At 74.5% G+C, this 23,930-nt stretch carries 15 protein-coding genes and 1 pseudogene; 4 read left to right on the top strand and 12 right to left on the bottom strand.

Annotated elements, in window-relative coordinates; all coding sequences use genetic code 11:
• The 3 genes from H488_RS37360 to leuS all read right to left on the bottom strand — a co-directional run.
• A partial coding sequence (locus H488_RS37360) for a ComEC/Rec2 family competence protein (RefSeq protein WP_017832319.1) occupies positions 1-1,650 on the bottom strand: 1,650 nt, incomplete at its 3' end.
• Entirely contained in the window at positions 1,647-2,735 is a 1,089-nt protein-coding gene (locus tag H488_RS38320; RefSeq protein ID WP_186374884.1) for a ComEA family DNA-binding protein, read from the bottom strand. The genes H488_RS38320 and H488_RS37360, both read right to left, overlap by 4 nt.
• A 214-nt stretch (positions 2,736-2,949) precedes the next feature.
• Positions 2,950-5,442, bottom strand: coding sequence for a leucine--tRNA ligase (gene leuS / locus H488_RS22330; RefSeq protein WP_017832317.1), 2,493 nt, complete (start codon positions 5,440-5,442; stop codon positions 2,950-2,952).
• A 221-nt stretch (positions 5,443-5,663) separates the two neighbouring features.
• Here leuS and H488_RS22325 point away from each other — a divergent pair, with 221 nt between their 5' ends.
• The 4 genes from H488_RS22325 to betT all read left to right on the top strand — a co-directional run bounded on the left by H488_RS22325 (position 5,664) and on the right by betT (position 11,643).
• The gene (locus H488_RS22325; RefSeq protein WP_017832316.1) at positions 5,664-6,821 is read left to right on the top strand and encodes an alpha/beta fold hydrolase; all 1,158 of its coding nucleotides are present in this window, start codon (positions 5,664-5,666) and stop codon (positions 6,819-6,821) included.
• Positions 6,818-7,939: a glycosyltransferase family 4 protein gene (locus tag H488_RS22320; RefSeq protein ID WP_017832315.1), complete on the top strand. Its 1,122-nt coding sequence runs from the start codon at positions 6,818-6,820 to the stop codon at positions 7,937-7,939. The genes H488_RS22325 and H488_RS22320 overlap by 4 nt, the downstream gene beginning before the upstream one ends.
• Before the next feature lie 65 nt (positions 7,940-8,004).
• On the top strand, positions 8,005-8,901 hold the full coding sequence (locus H488_RS22315; protein WP_017832314.1) for a LysR family transcriptional regulator: 897 nt from the start codon (positions 8,005-8,007) through the stop codon (positions 8,899-8,901).
• A gap of 534 nt (positions 8,902-9,435) precedes the next feature.
• Positions 9,436-11,643: a choline BCCT transporter BetT gene (gene betT / locus H488_RS22310; protein WP_051063716.1), complete on the top strand. Its 2,208-nt coding sequence runs from the start codon at positions 9,436-9,438 to the stop codon at positions 11,641-11,643.
• Between the two features lie 45 nt (positions 11,644-11,688).
• Here betT and H488_RS22305 read toward each other — a convergent pair whose 3' ends face one another.
• The 9 genes and pseudogenes from H488_RS22305 to carB all read right to left on the bottom strand — a co-directional run bounded on the left by H488_RS22305 (position 11,689) and on the right by carB (position 23,930).
• Positions 11,689-13,170: a glutamate--cysteine ligase gene (locus tag H488_RS22305; RefSeq protein ID WP_017832312.1), complete on the bottom strand. Its 1,482-nt coding sequence runs from the start codon at positions 13,168-13,170 to the stop codon at positions 11,689-11,691.
• Positions 13,171-13,298: 128 nt separating this feature from the next.
• A complete protein-coding gene (locus H488_RS22300; protein ID WP_017832311.1) occupies positions 13,299-15,413 on the bottom strand; it encodes a hypothetical protein in 2,115 nt (704 codons plus the stop codon).
• A 2-nt stretch (positions 15,414-15,415) separates the two neighbouring features.
• Positions 15,416-16,616 (bottom strand): annotated as a pseudogene (gene metK / locus H488_RS22295) (methionine adenosyltransferase).
• A 70-nt stretch (positions 16,617-16,686) separates the two neighbouring features.
• Positions 16,687-17,919, bottom strand: coding sequence for a bifunctional phosphopantothenoylcysteine decarboxylase/phosphopantothenate--cysteine ligase CoaBC (gene coaBC / locus H488_RS22290; RefSeq protein WP_017832310.1), 1,233 nt, complete (start codon positions 17,917-17,919; stop codon positions 16,687-16,689).
• 34 nt (positions 17,920-17,953) lie between these two features.
• Positions 17,954-18,511, bottom strand: coding sequence for a DNA-directed RNA polymerase subunit omega (gene rpoZ, locus H488_RS37790; protein WP_017832309.1), 558 nt, complete (start codon positions 18,509-18,511; stop codon positions 17,954-17,956).
• A gap of 29 nt (positions 18,512-18,540) precedes the next feature.
• Positions 18,541-19,140 carry a guanylate kinase gene (gmk, locus tag H488_RS22280; RefSeq protein WP_031282390.1) on the bottom strand — a complete coding sequence of 200 codons (600 nt, stop codon included), beginning with the start codon at positions 19,138-19,140 and terminating at the stop codon, positions 18,541-18,543.
• A 68-nt stretch (positions 19,141-19,208) separates the two neighbouring features.
• Positions 19,209-19,523, bottom strand: a complete 315-nt coding sequence (mihF, locus tag H488_RS22275) for an integration host factor, actinobacterial type (RefSeq protein WP_017832307.1) — start codon at positions 19,521-19,523, stop codon at positions 19,209-19,211.
• A 176-nt stretch (positions 19,524-19,699) separates the two neighbouring features.
• Entirely contained in the window at positions 19,700-20,617 is a 918-nt protein-coding gene (gene pyrF, locus H488_RS22270) for an orotidine-5'-phosphate decarboxylase (protein WP_017832306.1), read from the bottom strand.
• Positions 20,610-23,930, bottom strand: a complete 3,321-nt coding sequence (carB, locus tag H488_RS22265) for a carbamoyl-phosphate synthase large subunit (RefSeq protein ID WP_017832305.1) — start codon at positions 23,928-23,930, stop codon at positions 20,610-20,612. The genes pyrF and carB overlap by 8 nt, the downstream gene beginning before the upstream one ends.

The raw sequence follows: 23,930 nt of genomic DNA, 5'->3' as shown, positions 1-23,930 counted from the left end.
GTCATCGCCGCGTTCTTCTGGATCGTCCCGGGGCTGCTGTCCGGCATCGGCACCATCGGCGAGCAGCTGCCCTGGCTGGACCTCTTCGAAAAAACGGTTCGAAAACAGGCCCTGGGGCCAGGGGGCCAGTGCCCCGGGGGCCCCGGCCAGCGCCCGGGCGGTGCCGGCGACGAGGCGCGCCCCCAGTGCGCCGGCGCCCAGGGGCAGCACGGCCGCCGCGGCGCCCGCCCCGTCGGGCAGGTTCAGCAGGAGCAGTCCCGCGAGGCCGCAGACGGTCACCACCGGCACCAGCGGGGCGGCGAGGACGTTGGCCGGCAGCGAGTACACGGGCACGGCGGGCTGGAGGAGCACGAGCACGGGGGCACACCACAGCTGGGCGGCCGCGGGGATCGCGACCGCCACGGCGAGCACCTCCGGGACCCGGGAGCCCAGGCACCGGGTCAGGGGCCGCCCGCTCACCACGATCCCCGCGGTGGCCAGCACCGAGAGGACGAAGCCGTACTCGGCGGCGAGCGCCGGCCGGACGACGACGAGGGCGATCACGGCGCCCGCAAGAGTGGCCAGGGAGACGGCGGTGCGTCCCGTGAGGAGGCTGAGGGCGGCGAGTCCGCCCATCACGGCGGCGCGCAGCACGGACGGGTCCGGACCGACGAGGAGCACGAACGCCGCCAGGGCGCCGAGGCCGGCGGCCAGGCAGGTGCGCCGCCCCGCGCCGAGGGACAGCGCGGCGTGCCCGGCCAGGGCCGTGACGAGGGCGCAGTTGGCGCCGGAGACGGCCGTCAGGTGGGTCAGTCCGGTGTCCCGCATGGCCTGGTCGAGCTCCGGGCCGATCCCGGCGCGCTCGCCGAAGGTCATCCCGGGCAGCAGCCCCGCGGCGTCGGGGCCCAGTCCTGCGGTGCCGGCCACGAAGCGCTCCCGGACCTGCTCCCGCCGGCCGGGCTCCCGTGCCGGGAGGACCGCCGGCGGGGCGGCGGCGCGCAGCACCGGGGGGCCGGGGGACGGGGCCCCGGCGGTGAGCACGGCGGTGATCCGCTGCCCCGGGACCAGCCCGGCCCAGGCGGGCCCGTCCGCGAAGACCGTGACGTCGACGTCGGCGGGTCCGCCGCGGCCCTCGTGGGTGACCTGTTCAAGGCGCAGCCCCAGGACCACGCCGGTGCGGTCCTCGTCCGCGTGGCCGGTCCCGGGGGCGGGCGCCGTCCACCGCCGGGGCGGCTCGGCCACCTCCGCCGTGACGGCCACCGTCCCGGCCCCGGCGAGTGCTGCCCCGAGCGGGCCGTGGGCGGTCTCGCGCTGGGCGGCCGTGGTGCTCAGCAGCACGGCCGTGACGGCGAGGGCGCTCAGGGCCACGGCCGACCACGGCAGGGCCCGCCACAGCCCGGGGCCGCGGGGCCGCCCGGACGGGGGCTCCTCCCGCCGGAGGGCGCGGGCCACGACGAGGACCAGGGCGGCGCCGAGCACCAGCGCCGCCGGGTAGAGCGCCCCGGCGGCCGCGACGCGTGCCGGGGGCAGGTGCGCGGCGAGCAGACCGGTGAGCCACGCGCCCAGCGCGGCGGGGACGAGCCGCAGGTCCCAGGTGCGGCCCGGCGCGCGGGCGTCGCGGTGCTCCTGGTGCTCCAGGGCCCTCGCCCACCACTCGGCGGGGCGCCTCACACGCTCACCAGCGGCCCGAGCGATTCCATCAGGGCGGGGCCGATCCCCGGCACGGCGTCGAGGTCGGCGACGGCGGCGAATCCGCCGTGCGCCTGCCGGAACTCCACGATCCGTCCGGCCAGCACGGGCCCGACCCGCGGGAGGGTTTCGAGCTCGGCCGCGGTGGCCGTGTTGAGGTTCAGCGTCCCGCCCGGGACGGCGCCCTCCGGTGCCCCGGTCCCGGACGGTGCACCCGGGACCCCGGGCGGCACCGCCGCTCCCGGCGCCGCGGCGGCTCCGGGCGCCGGAGCTCCGGGAGCAGGGACGGGAGCGGTCTCGGTGTCGGGGACGAGCACCTGCTGGCCGTCCGTGACGGGGGCGGCCAGGTTCACGGACTCCGTCACGGCGGCATCGGTGAGGCCTCCGGCGGCCTCGACCGCGTCGACGACCCGGGCCCCGGCCTCGAGGGACACGACGCCGGGGCGGGCCACCTCCCCGGTCACGTGCACGTGCAGCGTCGACCCCGCCGCGGGCGGCTGGGCCGCGGCGGACCCCGGCGGGCCCGTCCCGGGTCCGGTCGCCATGCCCGCACCGGCCACGGCTCCGTCCCCGGCCCCTCGCCCGGTGTCGCCCCCGCCGTGCCGGCCGGGGTCCTGCCCGGTGTCCTGCCCTTGGTCGCCGCCCAGCTCCGCCTCGGCGAGGACGGGCCGCCCGGCGGTCTCCGGCACGTCCCCGCCGTCCTTCCCGGGCCCCAGCACCGTCCAGCTCAGCCAGGCGAGCGCGGCCAGGGCGATCAGCAGCAGCGAGGCCGGGACCCGGGTCCGGGCGGCGACCGGCCGACGGTGGGCGGGAGCGGCCCCCGGTGCCCCGTCCTGGGGCGACGGCGCCCGGCCGGGACCGGTGGCCTCGCCCCGGGCCTCGGCCAGCAGCGACGCCAGCCGTTCGGCGGGCTCCGGAGCACCGGGTGCCGGGGCGCCTGGTGCCGGGGCACGGCCGGGCCCGGCACCGGCACCAGGCGCGCCGGGCGCGGAAGGCGCGGGCGGGACGACGGGCGCGGGCGGGGTGGGGTTCGCTCGCCGTCGGGCGCGCGGCACGGTACCGGTCATGGCCCCAGCCCACCCCGGCCGGCCGGTCCCACGCGCCGAACGGGGCCCGCTGGGGACGCGCGCGGGCCCGGAGCAGGACTGTGGAGCCCGGACACCGGCCTGAACACCGGCCCGGCCCCCGGTCCGGGCACCGGCCCCCGGGTGCGGGGCGGGGGCTCGGGCCGGGGGCCGGGAGCGGCGGGGCGTCGTCGTGCTCCCGTGCGGGAGCGGCGGCTCAGGCCACGATGTTGACGAGCTTGGGCGCGCGCACGATCACCTTGCGGATCTCGGCGTCGCCCAGCTGGCGGCGGATCGTCTCCGAGCCCAGGGCGAGCTCGCGCAGGGCGTCCTCGCCGATGTCGGCGGGCACCTCGAGCCGGTCCCGGACCTTGCCCTTGATCTGCACCACGGCGGTGACGGTGTCGTCCACCAGCAGCTCCGGGTCGACCGCGGGCCAGCCGGCGACGACGACGGAGCCCTCGTGGCCCAGCGCGTGCCACATGTCCTCGGCCGTGTACGGGGCGACCAGCGACAGCAGGACCGCGACCGCCTCGACGGCCTCGCGCACGGCGGGGTCGGCGGGCCCGCAGCCGGAGTCGATGGCCTTGCGGACCACGTTCACCAGCTCCATGGTCTTGGCGATCACCACGTTGAACTTCGCGGCGTCGAGCAGCTGGGCGGCGTCGTCGACGGCCCGGTGGGTGGCCCGGCGCACGCTCAGGTCCCCGTCGGCCGGGTCGGCCCCGGGGTCGCCGGTCACGTCCTGGGCCAGGCGCCAGGCCCGGGCCAGGAACTTCTGGGAGCCCTGCGGGGAGACGTCGGCCCAGTCCAGGTCGTCCTCCGGCGGGGAGGCGAAGACCATGGTCAGGCGCACGGCGTCCACGCCGAACCGGTCGAGCTGCTCGCCCAGGTCCACGCCGTTGCCCAGGGACTTGGACATCGCCCGGCCCCCGTTGAGCACCTGGCCCTGGTTCAGCAGCGCCTTGAACGGCTCGGTGAAGTCCACGAGCCCCAGGTCGAAGAGCACCTTGGTGAAGAACCGGGAGTAGAGCAGGTGCAGGATCGCGTGCTCCACGCCGCCCACGTACTGGTCCACGGGCAGCCACTTGCGGGTCTGCTCGAGGTCGAACGCCGCGGTCTCGTCGTTCGGGGAGGCGAAGCGCAGGTAGTACCAGGAGGAGTCCACGAACGTGTCCATGGTGTCGGTGTCGCGCAGGGCGGGGCCGTCGCAGGAGGGGCAGTTCACGTGCACCCAGGACTCGGCCGCCGCGAGAGGGGACCGGCCCTTGGGCGCGAGCTGCTCGCCGCGCAGGTCGTCGGGCAGCCGCACCGGCAGCTGCTCCTCGGGCACCGGCACCTCGCCGCAGGCCCCGCAGTGCACGATCGGGATGGGCGCCCCCCAGAAGCGCTGGCGGGACAGCAGCCAGTCGCGCAGCCGGAAGTTGACCTGGCGGTTGCCCGTCCCGGCGGCCTCGACCAGGCCGATGGCGCGCTCGATGGCCTCGGTCTTCTCCAGCCCGGAGAGCTCGCCCGAGTTGATCAGGGTGCCCTCGCCCGTGGTGGCGGTCCCGGTGACGGCGGGGTCCTCCTCGCCGGTGTCGAGCACCGCGCGCACGGGCAGGTCGAAGGTGCGGGCGAAGTCGAGGTCGCGCTGGTCGTGGGCGGGCACGGCCATGATCGCGCCCGTGCCGTAGTCGGCCAGCACGTAGTCCGCGGCCCACACGGGCAGCTTCTCGCCGTTGAGCGGGTTGACGGCGTGGCGGCCCAGGAACACCCCGGTCTTCTGCCGGTCGGTGGCCTGGCGCTCGATGTCGGACAGCGCCTTGACCTGCTCCCGGTAGGCGGCCAGCTCCGCCGCGTGCTCCGGGGCGACGATCTGCCCGGCCAGCTCGGCGTCCGCGGCGACCACGAAGAACGTGGCGCCGTAGAGCGTGTCGGGGCGGGTCGTGAACACGGTGACCTCGCGGTCCGTGCCGCCCTCGCCGGCGCCCTCGATGGCGAAGCGCACGTGGGCTCCCTCGGAGCGCCCGATCCAGTTGCGCTGCATGGCCAGCACCCGCTCGGGCCAGTGGCCCTCGAGCGCGGCCATGTCGTCGAGCAGCCGGTCGGCGTAGTCGGTGATCTTGAAGTACCACTGGTTCAGGGCCTTCTTCGTCACCGGGGTGTGGCAGCGCTCGCACGCCCCGTTGACGACCTGCTCGTTGGCCAGCACCGTCTGGTCCTTGGGGCACCAGTTGACCGGCGAGTTCTTCCGGTACGCCAGGCCCTTGCGGTGGAACTGCAGGAACAGCCACTGCGTCCACCGGTAGTACTCGGGGTCGGAGGTGTGGATCTCCCGGGACCAGTCCGCGCTGATCGCGTAGCGCTGGAAGGAGGCCTTCTGCGTCTCGATGTTGGCGTAGGTCCACTCCGCCGGGTGGGCGTCGCGCTTGATCGCCGCGTTCTCCGCCGGCAGCCCGAAGGAGTCCCAGCCGATCGGGTGCAGCACGTCGTAGCCGCGCTGACGCCAGTACCGGGCCACCACGTCCCCCATCGCGAAGGCCTCCGCGTGCCCCATGTGCAGGTCGCCCGAGGGGTAGGGGAACATGTCCAGGACGTAGCGGCGCTCCCGCGAGCCGTCGTCGACGGGCGCGTAGACCTGCTGCTCCGCCCAGAACGACGGCCACGCCGCCTCGATGGCACGGAAGTCGTACCCGGTGGTCTCGGTCGTGTGCTGCTGTTCGGTCACGGTCCTCGCCTTCGCGGTCGTGGACCGCCGCCGGCCCCGGAACGGGCGGCGCGCGGTCGCGTGTGCGGCACCCGGGCATCACGGATGCCCGGCGGTGCGCCGACGGTGGTGGAATCCGTCCCATCCTAGCCCAGCGCCGCCCGGCCTCCCGGCCCGCAGGGGCTAGCATCGACAGCGGGCCGGGACGCACCGGGCGCCTGCCGGGCCCGCAGGGAGGAACCATGGCGGCAGCGGCCGGCGCACGGCACGGCGCGGCGGACGGCGGCGGGCCCACCGGCACGGGCCGCGACGCCGACGTTCCGGGCAGCGCGGTGCAGAACCCCTGGGCCGAGCGGCGCAGCATGGTCCTGGACGGGCACAAGGTGCGCTACTGGTTCTACGACGTCGACCGGGCCCCCAAGCCGCTGCTCGTGCTGGTCCACGGCTTCCGCGGCGACCACCACGGCCTGCAGCTGGTCGCCGACCGGCTCCGCGAGCGCTACCACGTGGTCGTCCCCGATCTGCCCGGCTTCGGCCGCTCCGAGCCCTTCCCCGACCGGCCCCACGACATCGCCGGGTACGCGGAGTTCCTGCGCGGCTTCGTGGAGACCCTCACCGACGGCGCGGTGCACGACGGCGCCCCGCACGGGGTCGCCGTGCTGGGCCACTCCTTCGGCTCGGTGGTCGCCGCGCACTTCGCCGCCGCGCACCCGGCGATGGTCGAGCGGCTGGTGCTCGTCAACCCGATCTGCGAGCCCGCGCTGGAGGGCGAGCAGGCGCTGCTGAGCCGCCTGACGGTAGGCTACTACCGGCTGGGCCGGGCTCTGCCCCGGCGGCTGGGCCGGCGGCTGCTCTCCAGCTGGCTCGTCACGGACGCGATGAGCGGGGTGATGACCAAGTCGCAGGACCCCCGGGTGCGCGGCTACGTGCGCCACCAGCACCGCGCCTACTTCTCGTCCTTCGCGGACCGGGACGTGCTGCTGGAGGCCTACGAGGCCTCCGTCTCGCACACCGTCGCGGAGGTCGCGATGCAGCTGAGCATGCCGACCCTGCTGGTCGTGGGCGCCCAGGACGAGCTGGGCTCGCTCGCCGCGCAGCGGACCATGGCCTCCTGGATCCCCCGGCACCGCCTCGAGGTCCTCGACGGCGTGGGCCACCTCATCCACTACGAGGCCCCCGGGCGCACCGCCGAGCTCGTCCACGACTTCCTCTCCTCCCCCGCCCCCGAGCCGGTCCCCGGCCCGCCCCCCGGACCGGACGGCGGGCCGCCCGCGCTGCACGCGCAGGCGCCCCCCGTCGACGCCCCCGCCCCCGACACCGCCCCGTTCACCGGTCTGCAGCTCATCGTGCGCCGCGGGCACCGGGCCCGCCGGGACCAGCAGGCAGGACGCCGCCGGTGAGACTGCTCCTGGACGCCCGCTACACCCGTCTCGACCGCCACGACGGGATCAGCCGCTACGGGGCGAGCCTGGCCGAGGCCGTGGCCGGTCTCGCCGGCGCGACCCCAGGGCTGGACGTGGCCCTGCTCGTCAGCGACCCCCGCCAGCTCGCCCTGCTGCCGGGGCTCCCCCACGTCACCGGGCCCTCCCCCGTGTCGGCCGCCGAGGCCGCCACGGCGCTGGTGCTCAACCGGTACGCGCCCGACGTGGTGTTCTCCCCCATGCAGACCATGGGCTCCGCGGGCCGCCGGCACGGGCTGATCCTCACGCTGCACGACCTCATCTACTACGACCACCCGCAGCCGCCCGGGGACCTGCCCGCCGCCGTGCGCGCGGGCTGGCGGCTCTACCACCGGGCCTGGTGGCCCCAGCGGGTCCTGCTGGACCGCGCCGACGCCGTGGTGACCGTCTCGGACACCACCCGCGAGCTGATCGCCGCCCACCGGCTCACCCGCCGCCCCGTGCACGTAGTGCCCAACGCCCCCCAGCCCGGTTCCGTGCTCCCCACCGGGCAGGCCCTGGCACGGCTGCCCCGGCGCGGCCGGAAGCTGCTCTACATGGGCTCCTTCCTGCCGTACAAGAACGTGGAGACCCTGCTGCGCGCGGCCGGCCGGCTCCCGGACCACGAGCTGCACCTGCTCTCCCGGATCTCCCCGGCCCGCCGCGCCCAGCTGGAGGCCCTCGTCCCGGACGGGGCGCGGGTCGTCTTCCACGACGGGGTGGACGAGACCGAGTACGCCGCACTGCTCGCCGAAGCGGCCGCCCTGGTGCACGCGTCCCGGGCCGAGGGCTACGGGCTGCCGCTCGTGGAGGCGCTCGCGGCGGGCACGCCCGTGGTGTGCAGCGACCTGCCGATCTTCCGGGAGGTCGCCGGGGGCGCCGCCGGCTACGCCGCGCCCGACGACGACGCCGGGTTCGCCGCCGCCGTGCGCGCCCTCGAGGACCCGGACCGGGCCCGCGCCCGGGTGCTGGCCGGGCTCGAGCGGGCCCGGGCCTACTCGTGGGACGACTCCGCACGCGAGCTGCTGGCGGTCGCCCGCGGCGTCCACGAGTCCCGCTCCCGGCACCGCTCCCCCTGACCGGACCGTCCTAACGGAGTCCACGAGCCCCCGCGGGTCCTCCGTCCCGCGGCTACGCTGGACCGGTGGAGACGAGACAGCTGGAGGCCTTCCTCGCGGTGGTGGGGACCGGCACCTTCGCCGGTGCGGCCGACGAACTGGGCACGGTGCAGTCGAGCGTCAGCACCAGGGTCCGGGCCCTGGAGCAGGATCTCGGCGTCCGGCTGTTCGACCGGTCCCGCCGCACCGCCCGGCTGACCACGGCCGGGCTGGTGCTCGCCGAGGAGGCGCCGGCCTGGCTGCACCTCGGACAGGACCTGCGCCAGCACGTGCTCGAGGCCGACGGCGGCCGGCGCGGCTCCTTGCGGATCGGCACGATCAACCCCATCAGCCATCTGGACCTGCCGGGGATGCTGGCCGGGTTCTCCGCCGAGCACCCGCACGTGCAGGTCTCGCTGAGAACCGATCCGGCCGGCTCCGAGGGGCTGCTGACGCGGCTGCGGGCCCACGAGCTGGACCTCGCCGTGGTGTCCCTGCCCGCCCGTGCCGTGGTGCACGACCTGGTGACCGCCCCGCTGGCCTCGGGCGCGCTCGTGCTCATCACGCCCTCCGGGCACCCCCTGGCCGCGGACGCCGCCTCCCCGCCCACCCTGGCCGAGCTGAGCGAGCACCCCTGGATCGACACGGCGGCGGGCCAGGCCGTGCGGCACATCGTCGACAGCGCCTTCTCCGCCGCGGGACTGGTCCGCCGGCGGGCGGTGGAGCTCTCGGACCTGACGGCCGTGCCGGACTTCGTGGCCTCCGGCAGCGGCATCGCCATGGTTCCCCGCTTCGTCGTGACCGGCCGATCGGACGTGCGGATCGTGGACTACACCGGTCCCCGCCTGGAGTGGAGCACGGTCCTGGTCCACCGCCGGGGCCGGATCTCCCAGGTCGCCCAGCGGTTCTGGGACCACAGCCTGCAGCACCCCGCTCCCGCCTGACCCTTCCGGGCCGCCGCGCGGACCCAGGGGCCCGTCGTCGTTCCATCGCGGTTGCCGATGATGTCGATCGCCTCTGATCGTTGGACGCGCGGGGAACTCGGCGGGCATCCTGGAGGCACGCCCCATGCCGACCCGGAGGACCTCCCGGGCCCGCTCCCCTCGCCGTGCTCCGGCGCGCGCCGACCGACCCCGGGCGGCCCCGGCGGACGGGAAGCGCCCCGTGGCCCCTGAGCGCACCTCCCCCGCACGACGACGGCGCCACGGCCCGCACCGTTGCCGGCCACGGCACCACGCCGGACCGGGCACCCTCCGCAGCCGGCGGACCCGGAACCCGGGGGCCTGCTACCGCCGCCGCACGAGCACGGCCACCAGCGGCAAGGAGCGCAGCAGGCCGGTGCGTCGTCTCCGAGAGGTCCTCGCCCGGTCGCCGGCGCACCGTGCCGCGCCACCCGGACAGCCCCACCCGAGGAAGGGACCGATCGAGTGACGGAAGCAGACGACGACCAGCGGCCGGAGCCCGAGCCGTCGAGGGCGATGGTCGAGCGGGACCGGGTCGGCGCGGCCGTGCGCCGCCGTTCACGCCTTCCCCACGAGGAGCTCCCCCCGATCTCCAGCACCGAGCTGAGCAAGGGCCCGGCCGAGCTCGCCGAGGACCGCGAGCCCCGCGTCAACTGGCGGGTCTTCGTCACGTCCTCCCTGGTCGTCCTCGCGTTCTCGGTCTGGGCGATGGCCGCCCCGCACCACGCCGCGAGCGCCATGCGGGACGTCGTCGGCTGGATCGCGACCAATCTCGGCTGGTTCTACGTCCTCACGGTGACCCTGGTGATCCTCTTCGTCCTCTGGGTCGCCTTCTCCAAGGAGGGCAGCGTCCGGCTGGGCCCGGACCACTCCCGCCCGCAGTACGGGCTCTTCACCTGGGTCGCGATGCTCTTCGCCGCCGGCGTGGGCATCGACATGCTCTTCTACTCGGTGACCGGACCGATCACCCAGTTCGTCGCTCCCCCCGCGGCCGACCCCCGCTCCGCCGAGGCCGCCCAGGACGCCGTGGTCTGGACGATGTTCCACTACGGCGTGGCCGGGTGGTCGATGTACGCCCTGCTGGGCATGGCCATGGGCTACTTCGCCTACCGCTGGGGCATGCCGCTCTCCATCCGGGCCGCCCTGTACCCGCTGCTCGGCCGGCGCGTCCGCGGGACCACCGGCGACGTCATCGACGTCTTTGCCCTGGTGGGCACCGTGTTCGGCGTGGCGACCTCGATGGGCATCGGGGTCGTGCTCCTGAACGTCGGTTTTGCCTGGCTCTTCGGGCTACCGGAAGGCCTGGCGCTGCAGATCGCCCTCGTGCTGGTGGCCGTCGTCATGACGGTCGCGGCCTGCACCTCCGGGGTGGACCGGGGCATCCGGGTCATCTCCGAGCTCAACCTCTGGAGCGCGGGCGCGATGATGCTCTACATCCTCGTCACCGGCGAGACCGCCTTCCTGCTCAACGCCATGGTCGAGAACATCGGCCGCTTCGTCTTCACCCTGCCCGAGCGCACGGTGCAGACCTTCGCCTACGTGGAGGGCGGCTCGGAGTGGATGGGCGGCTGGACGCTGTTCTTCTGGGCCTTCTGGCTGGCGTGGGGACCGTTCGTCGGACTGTTCCTCGCCCGCATCTCACGGGGCAGGACGCTGCGGGAGTTCGTCGTCGCGGCCATCACCGCACCCGTGCTCTGCGACTTCTTCATCGTGACCGTCTTCGGCAACTCCGCCATGCACGAGGTGCTCAGCGGCAACACCGAGTTCGCCCGGCTGGCCGTGGAGAGCCCGGAGCAGGGCTGGTACGCACTGCTCGAGATGTTCCCCGGCGCGGCGTTCCTGATCGGGCTGGCGACCCTGTCCGGGCTGCTGTTCTATCTGACGAGCGCCAACTCGGGTGCGATGGTGATGTCGAACTTCTCCTCGACCATCCCCGACCCGGCGCAGGACGGGCCGAAGTGGCTGCGGATCTTCTGGGCGCTGCTGACCGCGGTGCTCACCATCGCCATGCTCGTGGCCGGGGGCGTCACCACCATGGAGCACGCCACGCTGATCTTCGCGCTGCCGGTGACGGTCATCGCCTTCCTCGTGATGGCCTCCTTCTCGAAGGTGCTGCGGATGGAGCGGGCCGAGCGCGAGGGCCGGACCCTGCGCCGGCGCTTCGACGCGGTCCACGGCGGCCTGGTCCCCGAGAAGACGTGGCGGCAGCGCCTGGCCCGCCTGCGGTCCTATCCCTCGCAGAAGGCCGTCGCCCAGTTCGTCGGGCGCGTCGTGCGACCCGCGCTCCAGGACGTCGCCGACGAGTTCCGCGACCTGGGCCACCAGGCGGAGCTGCGCACGACCCCGAACGCCGGGACCGGCATCGACGAGCACGCGCTCGTCGTGAACATGGCCGACCACCGGGACTTCCACTACCAGGTGGCGGCCGTCCGGGCGCCGGTGCCGATGATCGGGGCCCGCAGCATGTCCCGGGAGACGGACGTCTACTACCGGCTCGAGGTGTTCACCCAGACCGGCAGTGAGGGCTACGACCTGATGGGTCTGACCCAGCAGCAGCTGATCAACGACGTCCTGGACCGCTACGAAGCCCACCTGTCATTCCTGCGGTACTCCACGGAGCACGCCTACGCCTCGGTCCTGACGCCCCCGCAGCCCGCCGCGGCCGATGCGGTCCCGCCGCCGGTCCCTGCGCGGGCCGAGGACGTGGAGCCCATCGGCACCTGAGCCCCGCACCGGCGCAGGGGCCCGCCCGCGGCGCCCGCGTGGCCCCTAGGGCACGGACCAGGTGTGCACCGGCTCGTTCTCGTCCATGTGCTCGGCGTAGGCCTCCAGCATCCGGCGCAGGGCGGTGGGCCGGTCCGCGCCGTGGCGCTCGAAGTGCTCGACCGCCCGGGTCTGCCACACCGCGCCGTTGACCCCCGAGACGCACCGGCCCTCGATGATCCCCAGGTAGCGCTCGCGCACCTCCGGAGCCACCCCCCACTCCTCGAGACCCTGGTGGGCCAGCGGGAGGAGGTGGCGCAGGACGAGCTCGTCGGCGCTGACCTCCCCGTAGCCGGGCCAGTACAGCCGGGCGTCGATGCCGTCCCGGGCGGCGCGGGTGAAGTTCTCGGCGCAGGCCGGGAAGCTCATCCGGGTCCACACCGGCCGCTCCTGCCGGGCCAGCACGCGCGCGGCCCCGTAGTAGAACGCGGCGTTGGCCATCACGTCGGTGATCGTCGGGCCCGCGGGCAGCACCCGGTTCTCCACCCGCAGGTGCGGCCGGCCGCCCACGACGTCGTAGATCGGCCGGTTCCAGCGGTAGACCGTCCCGTTGTGCAGCCGCAGCTCCGAGAGGTCCGGGGCGATCCCGGCCCGCAGCTTCGCGGCCGGGTCCTCCTCGGAGCTCTCGGCCAGCAGCGCCGGGAACCAGCGGACGTTCTCCTCGAACAGGTCGAAGATCGAGGTGATCCACCGCTCGCCGAAGAACACCCGGGGACGCACCCCCTGGTTCTTCAGCTCCACCGGGCGGGTGTCCGTGGCCTGGGTGAACAGCGCGATCCGGGTCTCGGCGTGCAGCCGCCGGCCGTAGAAGAACGGGCTGTTCGCGCCGAGGGCGATCTGCGGGGCGGACAGCGCCTGGGCGGCGTTCCAGTGCGCCGCGAACTGGGCGGGGGCGACCTGCAGGTGCAGCTGGACGCTGGTGCACGCCGACTCGGGGGCGATCGAGTCGCACCAGGTGTCGACCCGCTCGCCGGTGGGCCCCTCGATCTCGAGGCGGATGTCCTCCCCGCGCGCCACGAAGATGGAGTCGTTGAGCGCCGTGTAGCGGTTGTTGTCGCTGATCCACTCCTGCTCGTAGTGCTCGGGGCGCAGGGTGGGCAGGATGCCGATCGTCACGATCCGTGAGCCGACCCCGCGGGCCGCGGCGTCCGCGGCGTTGAGCGAGGCGCGCAGGTCCTCCTCGAGCTCGAGGGCGGCCCGTCCGGGCAGCGGGCGGGGAGGCACGTTGAGCTCGATGTTGTACCGCGCCAGCTCGGTCTGGTACCCGGGGTCGGCGATCGCGGCGAGCACCTCGTCGTTGTGGAAGTGCGGGTCGAAGCTCCCGTCGACCAGGTTGAGCTCGATCTCCAGCCCCGTCATGGGCCGGTCGAACTCGAACGAGGCGCGGGCGAGCATCTGCTCGAACACGTCGAGGTCCGCACGGACCTTCTCCCGGTAGCGCTGGCGCTGCTCGCGCGTGTAGCTGCGGGAACTGACCTCTTCGCCCACGGTGGCCTCCGACTCCCGGCCGCGGCGCGGCCCCAGGACACCAACCAACCACACCGCGGCCCGTGCGCCAACACCCGGGCGCACCCGCCGCTGCGCCGTCCGCAGGTGCGCCTGGGCCGGCGCGGTCCTCAGAGCAGGTCGGTGACGTCGCAGCGCACGTGCACCGGGGCGTGCTTGCGCAGCGCGGAGGCCTTCGACCGGGCGGCCCGCAGCCGGCGGGTGACCTCCCCGGCCACGCCGTAGCCGAAGAACAGCAGCGCCCGGTGCGGGGCCGGCTCCCCCTCAGGCCCGGGCTCGTGGTCCTCCAGGGGGGCGGGCCCGATGACCCGCACGGCGGGCGGCAGCTCGAGGTCGGCCAGGAACGCCGCGACCGCCGCGGCCGGGCCCGTCACGGCCGCCGAGCGCACGGCCGGGGGCAGGCCCAGGGACTGGCGCTCCACCAGCTCGCGCTCGGCGTACCCGGCCGGGTCCCACCGCACGAGCGCGCCCACGGCGGCCTCGTGCTCCGCGGTGACAACCACGATCCCGCCGTCCCGGGCGCGGCGCACCAGCGCGGCGGCGTTGAACCACCGGCGCAGCGTCTGCTCCGCGGCGCGCAGGGCGGGGCGCATCAGCATCCGGTTGCCGTCCAGCAGCAGGGCGGCCGCGTAGCCGCCCTCCGCGACCGGCTCGGCGCCCGGGGTGGCCACGACGAGAGCGGGCGTGCCGGGGACGTCCGCGCGCACCGCGTCGCCCGAGGACGCCACGACGGGCACCTTCGGGAACGCCCGCCCCAGCTCCTCGGCGGTGCGCAGCGCCCCGACGGTGACCAGGCGCATCCGGGGGGACCCGCAGGCGGCGCAGGACCAGGCGTGCGCCGAGCGGCCGCACCAGCCGCACCGGGGCACCCCGCGCCGGGACACGACCCCGAGGGGCCCGTCGCAGGCGGTGCAGCGGGCGGGCTCCCGGCAGCGCTCGCACGCCAGGTGCGGGGCGTAGCCGGCGCGGGCGACCTGGACCAGGACGGGGCCCCGCTCGAGGGCCTCGCGGGCCGCGCGGTAGGCCGTCTCGGGCAGCCGGGCCCGGGAGGCCAGCGGGTCCCGGGCGGCGTGGAAGGAGTCGGCGGTGGAGACGATCCGCGGGGCGTGGACGCGCAGCACGTCCCGCGCGGGGGCGATCCGGCGGGCCCACCCGGAGACGACGAGGCGCTGGGCCTCGGGGCTGACCGCGTGACCGGCGAACAGCGCCGCGCACCCGCTGCGCCCGGCGCGCAGCAGCAGCACGTCCCGGACGTGCTGGTAGGGAGCGCGCTGCTCCACGAGGTTCTCGTCGCCGTCGTCGAAGCACGCCACGAGGCCGAGGTCGTCCACGGGGGCGTACGCGGCGGAGCGGGTGCCGAGGACCACCCGGACCTGCCCGGTGGCCGCGGCGAGGAACGCCCGGTAGCGGGGCGTGGGCCCGTCCTCGGCGTGCAGGCGCACCAGGTGCTCCCCGCCGATCTCGTCCGCGACCGAGCGCTCGAGCCGCGCCAGCGCCTTCTGGTCCGCGACGACGGCGACCGCCCCGCGCCCGGCCCGCCACGCCGCGCCGATCCCGGCGGCCAGGACGTCCGTCCAGTCGTGGGCGGGATGGGCGGGCAGCACCTCGACGACGGCCCGCGGGGAGGCCCCCGCCGCCAGCTCCGCCAGGAACTGCGCACCGCCGGCGTAGTCCGCCAGCGCGGCGTCGTGGGAGGGACCCGGGGCGTGCGGGGACAGCCCGGTCGAGTGGCCGGGCAACTCGGCCAGCCGCTGCTCGACCTCCTTCTCCACGCGGGCGACGCGGGGCGGGACGGCCACCCGGACGACGTCCGCGGCCGTGCCGGCCGAGCGGGCGGCGACGTCCTCGGCCAGCCGCGCGATCTCCGGGGCGAGCACGGGCAGCGGGGACAGCACCCGGCGCAGGGGCTGGATCCGGTGCATGACCTCGGACTCGCCCGTGCGCTCGAGCACGAAGCCCGTCAGCTCCTGCCCGCCGAAGCCGACCTTGACGCGGGCGCCCGGCACCGCCGCCCCGGCCAGCTCGGCCGGCACGAGGTAGTCGAACGGGCGGTCCAGGTGCGGGACGTGGGTGTCCAGCAGCACCCGGGCCACGGGGTCGTGCTCGGCCGGCAGCACCGCGCCCACGCCCTTGGCGTCCTCGCGCGGGGGCCGGGGCGGGAAGCCCGAGAGGAGCGACAGCTGCCGCGGGCCCTCCGCGGCGTCCCCGGCGCCCTCCGGGTCCACGGTCAGACCCCGGCGGCCGACCGCAGGTCCGCGACGCGGTCGGTGCGCTCCCAGGTGAACTCGGGCTCGGAGCGGCCGAAGTGCCCGTGCGCGGCGGTGCGCGCGTAGATGGGGCGCTTGAGGTCCAGGTCCTCGATGATGGCCAGCGGCCGCAGGTCGAAGACCTCACGGATGGCGTGCTCGATCCGGGTGGGGGCGACCTTCTCGGTGCCGAAGGTCTCGACGTAGAGCCCGACGGGGGCGGCGCGCCCGATCGCGTACGCGACCTGGACCTCCACGCGGTCGGCGAGACCGGCCGCCACCACGTTCTTGGCCACCCAGCGCATCGCGTAGGCGGCGGAGCGGTCCACCTTCGAGGGGTCCTTGCCGGAGAATTTTCGAATTCGTTTTTTAGCTGGAGAGNTAACAGTCAACAAAAAAGATTTCGAAAAGACCGGCGTCCCCCACGGGCCCGCCGCGCACGAAGTTGCCGGCCGGGTTGATGATCACCTGGGTGCCGGAGAGGTCCAGCCCGGACTCCTCGAGCACGGGGCTGATCACGCTGCGGCGCAGGTCGGAGGCGAGCTGGTCGAGGTCGTAGCCCTCGACGTGCTGGGCGGAGACCACCACGGTGTCCACGGCCACGGGGCGGTCGCCGTCGTAGCCGAGGGTGACCTGGGTCTTGCCGTCGGGGCGCAGACCCGGCAGCACGGCGGTCTTGCGCACGCGGGTGAGCTGCTCGGAGAGGCGGTGGGCGATGTGGATCGGCGCCGGCATCAGCACCTCGGTCTCGTTGGAGGCGTAGCCGAACATGATGCCCTGGTCCCCGGCGCCCTGGGCGTCGCGGGCGTCGCGGGCGGTGCCCTCGCGGACCTCGAGGGACTGGAACACGCCCTCGTAGATCTCCGGGGACTGCTCCCCGACGCTGATGGACACCCCGCAGAACTCGCCGTCGAAGCCGTGCACCGAGGAGTTGTAGCCGATGTCGAGCAGCGTCTTGCGCACCACGTTGGGGATCTCCACGTAGCCGCGGGTCTTCACCTCGCCGGCGACGTGCACCAGCCCGGTGGTCACCATGGTCTCGACCGCCACGGAGGACTCGGGGTCCTGGCGCAGGAGGTCGTCCAGGATGGAGTCGCTGATCTGGTCGCAGATCTTGTCGGGGTGTCCCTCCGTGACGGACTCGGAGGTGAACAGTCTCAGGTGCTGGGTCGTCTCGCTCACGGGAGACCACACTACCGGGCGCCCCGGACGGCGCAGCGCCGCACCGGTCGGCGCCGCCGGCCCGGGCGGGTCAGGCTCCGGCGCGGACGCCGGCCAGTTCCTGGGCGATCCGCGCCACGAGCCCGCGGGCCACGTCCGTCTTGGAGCCCTCGAGCACCTGCTCGGGGGCCCCGGCCGCGCTGAGCACGGTCAGGGTGGTGGTGTCCTGGCCGAAGACGAGGTTCTCGCCCACGTGGTTGACGGCCAGCAGGTCGCAGCCCTTGCGCACGAGCTTCCGGCGCCCGAACGTCAGGGGGTCGGTCTCGGCGTCCCCGGTCTCGGCGGCGAAGCCGACGAGGAGCTGGCGGCGCCGGGCGGTGTTGCGCAGGTCCACGAGCTCCTTGAGGATGTCGGGGTTGCGCACCAGCTCGAGCACGGGGTTGGACCCGTCCTCGGCCTTCTTCAGCTTGGCGTCGGCGATCCGGGCCGGGCGGTAGTCGGCCACCGCGGCGGCCATCACCACGACGTCGGCCCGCGCCGCGGCGCGCACGCAGGCGCGGCGCAGCTGCTCGGCGGTGCCGGCGTGCACGACCTCGACGCCGGCGGGCACCGGCGTCTCGAGGTGGGCGGCCACGAGGGTGACCGCGGCACCGGCGTCCCGGGCGGCGGCGGCGATCGCCACGCCCTGCTTGCCGGAGGAGCGGTTGCCCAGGAAACGGACGGGGTCCAGCGGCTCGCGGGTGCCGCCCGCGCTCACGAGCACCCGCGTGCCGGCCAGCGGGCCGTCGGGGGCGCCGCCGTCCCCGGCCAGGCGAAGCGCGGCGTCGCGGACGACCTCGGGCTCGGGCAGCCGGCCGGGGCCCGAGTCGGGGCCGGTGAGCCGGCCGTCGGCGGGCTCCAGGACGGTGTGCCCGTGGGCGCGCAGCTGCGCGACGTTGGCCTGCACGGCCGGGTTGAGCCACATCTCGGTGTGCATCGCCGGGGCGAACAGCACCGGGGCGCGCGTGGCGAGCAGCGTGGTGGTCAGCAGGTCGTCGGCGTGCCCGTGGGCGGCGCGCGCCAGCAGGTCGGCGGTCGCCGGGGCGACGACGACGAGGTCGGCGGCCTGGCCCTGGTGGACGTGGTTGACCTCGTCCACGCGGTCGAAGACGTCCGTGCTGACCCGCTGGCCCGAGAGCGCCTCCCAGGTGGGGGCGCCGACGAAGCGCAGCGCGGCCTCGGTGGGGACGGGCACCACCGTGTGGCCGCTCTCGGTGAACAGGCGCAGGAGCAGCGCCGCCTTGTACGCGGCGATGCCCCCGCCGATGCCGAGGACGATCCTCACGCCGCCGCGCCCCGTCGTCGGGGTGCCGGCCGGCTCACAGGTCCTGGAGGTCCCCGGGCTCGCGCCCCGGCTCCTCCGGAGCGGCGTCCGCCGCGTCGCCGGCGCCGTCGGAGGCGTTGTCGGCGGCGATGGCCGCGCCGCTGCCGGGCAGGTCGCCCAGCGGCTCGGCGGGGCTGTCGTCGCCCGAGGAGAAGTCCACCGAGGTGCCGCCGGAGAAGGCGGCGTCCGCGGAGAAGTCCACGGCGCTCTCCTCGGTGCCCTGGGCGAAGAAGTCGGCGCCGAAGACGTCGGCGGCGAGGTCGGCCTCCGTGGTGAGCTGGCCGTTCTCGGCGAACCCGGCGTGCTCGACCGGGCGACCCTCGATGAGGCCCTCGTCGATCTCGCGGAAGGCGATCGACAGCGGCTTCTCGTTGAGCTGGGTGTCCACGAGGGGACCGACGTACTCGAAGAGGCCCTCGTGCAGCTGCGAGTAGTAGGCATTGATCTGCCGGGCCCGCCGGGCGCCGAAGATCACGAGTCCGTACTTGGAGTCGGACTTCTTCAGCAGGGCGTCGATCGGCGGGTTGATGATGCCTTCGGTGTGGGTAGACAAGCGATTGCTCCAGACGGGGTGGACGGGTCTCAGGATGCCGGCTCGGGGTCGACCCCCATGAGCTGCACGAGTTCGGCGGCGGCGCGCTCGACCCGGTCGTTGATCACGGTGTGGTCGAACTCCGGCTCTGCCGCGAGCTCCAGTTTAGCGGTTTCCAGCCGGACCCGCTGTTCGGCCGCCGTCTCGGTGCCCCGGCCGACGAGCCGGGCGACCATCTCGTCCCAGCTGGGCGGGGCGAGGAACACGAAGTTGGCCTCCGGCATGGTGTTGCGGATCTGGCGGGCGCCCTGCAGGTCGATCTCGAGCAGGACGCTGAGCCCGCGCTCGAGGGCCCGCTCCACGGTGGAGCGCAGCGTGCCGTAGCGGTGCGAGTTGTGCACCACGGCCCACTCCAGCAGCTGCCCGTCGCGGGCCATGGCGTCGAACTCCTCGTCGGAGACGAAGAAGTAGTGGGTGCCGTCGACCTCCCCGGGGCGGGGGTCTCGGGTGGTCGCGGACACGGACAGCCACACCTGCGGGTAGTGATCCCGGACGTAGGTCGAGACCGTGCCCTTGCCCACGGCCGTGGGTCCGGCGAGCACGGTCAGGGACGGGCGCGCGGCGCGGGGCGCGTCGAGGCTCACGGGCATCCTCCTGGGACTGGGGTGTTTCCCCCAATCTAGCGGATCGCGCCCGGGGCCTCCGCGCCCCGCCCGGCTCAGCGGTCCAGGTGCTCGATGAGCGCCCTGCGCTGGTGCACGCCGAGCCCGCGCAGCCGCCGGGTGCGGGCGATGCCGATCTCGTCCATGATGGCCGCGGAGCGGACCTTGCCGATGCCGGGGGTGGCCTCGAGCAGGTCCGAGACCTTCAGCCGGCTCACGGCCTCGTCCCGGTCCGCGCGGTCGAGGATCTCGGCGACCGTCATGCGGCGCTCGCGCAGCCCCTTCTTCACGTCGGCGCGCGCCGTCCGTGCCCGGGTCGCCTTCTCCCTCGCGGCGGCTCGCTCCTCGTCGGTCAACGGACGCAGTGCCATGTGGTTCCTCCTCGTCGCCACGGACTGCAGCCCCCGTCCCACGAGAGGACGGACAGCCCGTTTGCTAAAGAAACTACATGAAGAACGATGCTTCGCAAGGCGACACGACCGTGGTGTGACCAGGGGTGTCGTCGCCGGGGAGCCGGCGGGAGGAGGCGCGGGACCACCGCGGGGGCTCAGTCCAGGGCTGCCGCCAGCTCCCCTGCCGAGCGCAGGACCGCCTCCCGCAGCGCCGGCACCTCCGGTCCCCGGCGCAGGATCGCCCGGCTCGAGGCCGCGAGCACCTGCCCGGCCGCGGCGCCGAACACGGCCGGGAGCTCCTCGGCGCGGGCGCCCTGCGCGCCGTAGCCGGGGGCGAGCAGCGGCCCGCGCACCGCCGTCAGGTCGATGCCGAGCTCGGTCAGCGCGCTGCCGACCGTGGCGCCCACCACGAGCCCGCAGGAGCCGAGACCGGCCCGGGCGGCCGGCTCTCCCCCGGAACCGCGGAGCCGGTCGTTCTCGGCGGCCGCCGCGGCGCACACGGAGCCGGCGACGGACTCCCGGCCCCCGACGTGCTGGACGGAGCGACCCTCGGGGTTGGAGGTCAGCGCCAGCACGAACGTGCCGCGGCCGGTGCGGGCCGCCAGGTCGAGGGCCGGGCGCAGCGACTCGAAGCCGAGGTAGGGGCTCAGGGTCACGGCGTCCGCCGCGAGCGGGGACCCCTCCCCCAGCCACGCGGCCGCGTAGGCCTCCATCGTGGAGCCGATGTCCCCGCGCTTGGCGTCGGCGACCGTCAGCAGCTCCGCCGAGCGCGCCTGCGCGAGCAGCTCCTCGAGCACGGCGAAGCCGGCGGCGCCGTAGGGCTCGAACAGCGCCACCTGGGGCTTGATCGCGGCGGCGTGCCCGGCGGCGGCCTCCAGGACCGTGAGCGCGAACCGGCGCAGGCCCTCGGCGGAGCGGGGCAGGCCCCACGCGTCCAGCAGGCCGGGGTGCGGGTCGATGCCCACGCACAGGGGCCCGTGCTCGTCCATCGCGGCGCCCAGCCGCGCGCCGAAGGGCGCCCGGCCGGGCGCCGGGGTCACGGGGCCGGGCGCCGGGGCGGTGTCCTCAGGCACGCACGGCCTCGGGCTCGCCAGCGCGCAGGAGGACCTCCAGGCGCTGCTCGTGCTCCTGCAGGCTCGTCACGTCCCACGAGTAGGAGCGCAGCGCGGTGACGGCCTGCAGGGCGGCGCCCAGCACGGAGACCGTGGTCATCAGGGGCACGCCCACGCTGGTGGCCGCGGCGCGGATCTCGTAGCCGTCGCCGCGGGCGGCACCGCCGGCCGGGGTGTTGAAGATCAGGTCGATCTCCCCGTCGGCGATGAGGTCCACGATGGTCCGCTCCCCGGGGGCCGTCTCGCGGATCTTGCGGACCACGGTGGACTCGATGCCGTTGCGGCGCAGCACGTCCGCGGTGCCGCCGGTGGCGAGGATCTCGAAGCCGAGGTCGCGGAACATCCGCACGTAGGCGATCGAGGAGCGCTTGTCCTTGTTGGCCACGGACACGAACATCCGCCCGGACGTGGGCAGGGACACGTTCGCCGCCGCCTGCGCCTTGGCGAAGGCGGTGTCGAAGTACTTGTCCAGGCCCATGACCTCGCCGGTGGAGCGCATCTCCGGGCCGAGCAGGGAGTCGACCACCGCCCCCTCGGCGGTGCGGAAGCGCGCGAAGGGCAGGACGGCCTCCTTCACGGCCACGGGGGCCGAGGCGGGCAGCGTGGACCCGTCGATCCGCTGCGGCAGGTGGCCCTGGGCCCGCAGCTGGGCGACGGTGGTGCCGGTGCCGATGAGGGCGGCGGCCTTGGCCAGCTGCACGCCCGTGGCCTTGGAGACGAACGGCACGGTGCGGGAGGCCCGCGGGTTGGCCTCGATGACGTAGAGGATGTCGGAGGCCACGGCGAACTGGATGTTGATGAGCCCGCACACGCCCACGCCGCGGGCGATGGCCAGGGTGGCCTCGCGCACGCGCTCGACCACGTCCGGGCCGAGGGTGATGGACGGCAGGGTGCACGCGGAGTCCCCGGAGTGGATGCCGGCCTCCTCGAGGTGCTCCATCACGCCGCCCACGTAGAGGTCCGTCCCGTCGTAGAGGGCGTCCACGTCGATCTCGATGGCGTCCTCGAGGAACTTGTCGATCAGCGCGGGCCGCGAGGCGGAGACCTCGGTGGCGTTCTGCAGGTAGCGGGCCAGGGCCGGCTCGTCGTAGACGATCTCCATGCCGCGGCCGCCGAGCACGTACGAGGGGCGCACGAGCACCGGGTAGCCGATGTCGTCCGCGATCCGCTTGGCGGCCTCGAAGGTGGACGCCGTGCCGTTCTTCGGCTGGCGCAGCCCGGCCTCGGCGAGCACCCGGGCGAACTCCCCGCGGTCCTCGGCGAGGTCGATGGCCTCCGGGGTGGTGCCGAGGATCGGCACGCCCGCGGCCTTGAGCTGGGCGGCGAGCTTGAGCGGGGTCTGCCCGCCCAGCTGCACGAACACCCCGAGCAGCCCGCCGGTGCGCCGCTCCGTCTCGACGACCTCCATGACGTCCTCGAAGGTCAGCGGTTCGAAGTACAGCCGCGTGGAGACGTCGTAGTCGGTGGAGACGGTCTCCGGGTTGCAGTTGACCATCACGGTCTCGTGCCCGGCCTCGCGCAGCACCATGGAGGCGTGCACGCACGAGTAGTCGAACTCGATGCCCTGCCCGATCCGGTTCGGCCCGGAGCCGAGGATCATGATGGAGGGGCGCTCGTGCCGGCCGACCTCGCTCTCCTCGTCGTAGGAGGAGTAGTGGTACGGGGTGAACGCCTCGAACTCCGCCGCGCACGTGTCGACGGTCTTGAACACGGGGCGGATGCCCAGCGCGTGGCGCACGCCGCGGACCACGTCCTCGGCCAGGTGGGCGAGCTCGCCGATCTGGGCGTCGGAGAAGCCGTGCCGCTTGGCCAGGCGCAGGGTGCGCACCGTGAGGTCGGCGTCCTGGCGCACCACGTCCGCGACCTCGTTGAGCAGCACCAGCTGGTCGAGGAACCAGGGGTCGATGCCCGTGGCCTCGTAGAGCCGCTCCACGGACGCGCCGGCCAGCAGGGCCTGCTGGACCTGCTGGATCCGCTCGGTGGTGGGCGTGCGGGTGGCGTCGACGAGCCGCGCCAGGGCGTCGTCGTCGAGCTCGGGGCGCACGAACGAGAAGCTGGAGCCCTTCTGCTCGAGGGAGCGCATGGCCTTCTGCAGCGCCTCGGTGAAGTTGCGCCCGATCGCCATGGCCTCGCCGACCGACTTCATGGTGGTGGTCAGCGTGGGGTCCGCGGCGGGGAACTTCTCGAACGCGAAGCGCGGGATCTTCACGACGACGTAGTCCAGCGTCGGCTCGAAGGACGCGGGGGTCTTGCGGGTGATGTCGTTGGGGATCTCGTCGAGGGTGTAGCCCAGCGACAGCTTCGTGGCGATCTTGGCGATCGGGAAGCCCGTGGCCTTGGAGGCGAGGGCCGAGGAGCGGGAGACGCGCGGGTTCATCTCGATGACGACGACGCGGCCGGTGTCCGGCTCGATCGCGAACTGGATGTTGCACCCACCGGTGTCCACGCCGACCTCGCGGATCACGGCGATCGCGATGTCCCGCAGGTTCTGGTACTCGCGGTCGGTCAGCGTCATGGCCGGGGCCACGGTGATCGAGTCCCCGGTGTGCACGCCCACGGGGTCGAAGTTCTCGATGGAGCACACGACCACGACGTTGTCGTTCTTGTCGCGCATCATCTCCAGTTCGTACTCCTTCCAGCCGAGGATGGACTCCTCGAGGAGCACCTCGGAGGTGGGGCTGTACTGGATGCCGGCGCCGGCGATGCGGTGCAGGTCCTCCTCGTCGTAGGCCAGGCCCGAGCCGAGGCCGCCCATCGTGAAGGACGGGCGGACCACCATGGGGTAGCCCAGCTCCTGGGCGGCGGCCAGGGCCTCGGGCATGGAGTGCACGATGACGGAGCGGGCGGACTCGGCGCCGCAGCGCTCCACCACGCCCTTGAACTTCTCGCGGTCCTCGCCCAGGTTGATGGCCTCGACGTTGGCGCCGATCAGCTCCACCCCGTACTTGTCGAGCACGCCGTTGGCGTCGAGGGCGATCGCCGTGTTGAGCGCCGTCTGCCCGCCCAGGGTGGGCAGCAGGGCGTCGGGCCGCTCCTTGGCGATGATCTTCTCCACCACCTCGGGGGTGATGGGCTCCACGTAGGTCGCGTCGGCGAACTCGGGGTCGGTCATGATGGTCGCCGGGTTGGAGTTCACGAGGATGACCCGCAGGCCCTCCTCCTTGAGCACCCGGAGGGCCTGCGTGCCCGAGTAGTCGAACTCGGCGGCCTGTCCGATGACGATCGGCCCGGAGCCGATGACCAGAACGCTGGTGAGATCTGTCCTGCGCGGCAT

This window comes from Kocuria sp. UCD-OTCP, from assembly GCF_000349605.1.
Classification (GTDB): Bacteria; Actinomycetota; Actinomycetes; order Actinomycetales; family Micrococcaceae; genus Kocuria; species Kocuria rosea.
The sequence above is the reverse complement of the archived record's forward strand: the minus strand, read 5'-3'. Positions and strand labels throughout refer to the sequence as shown.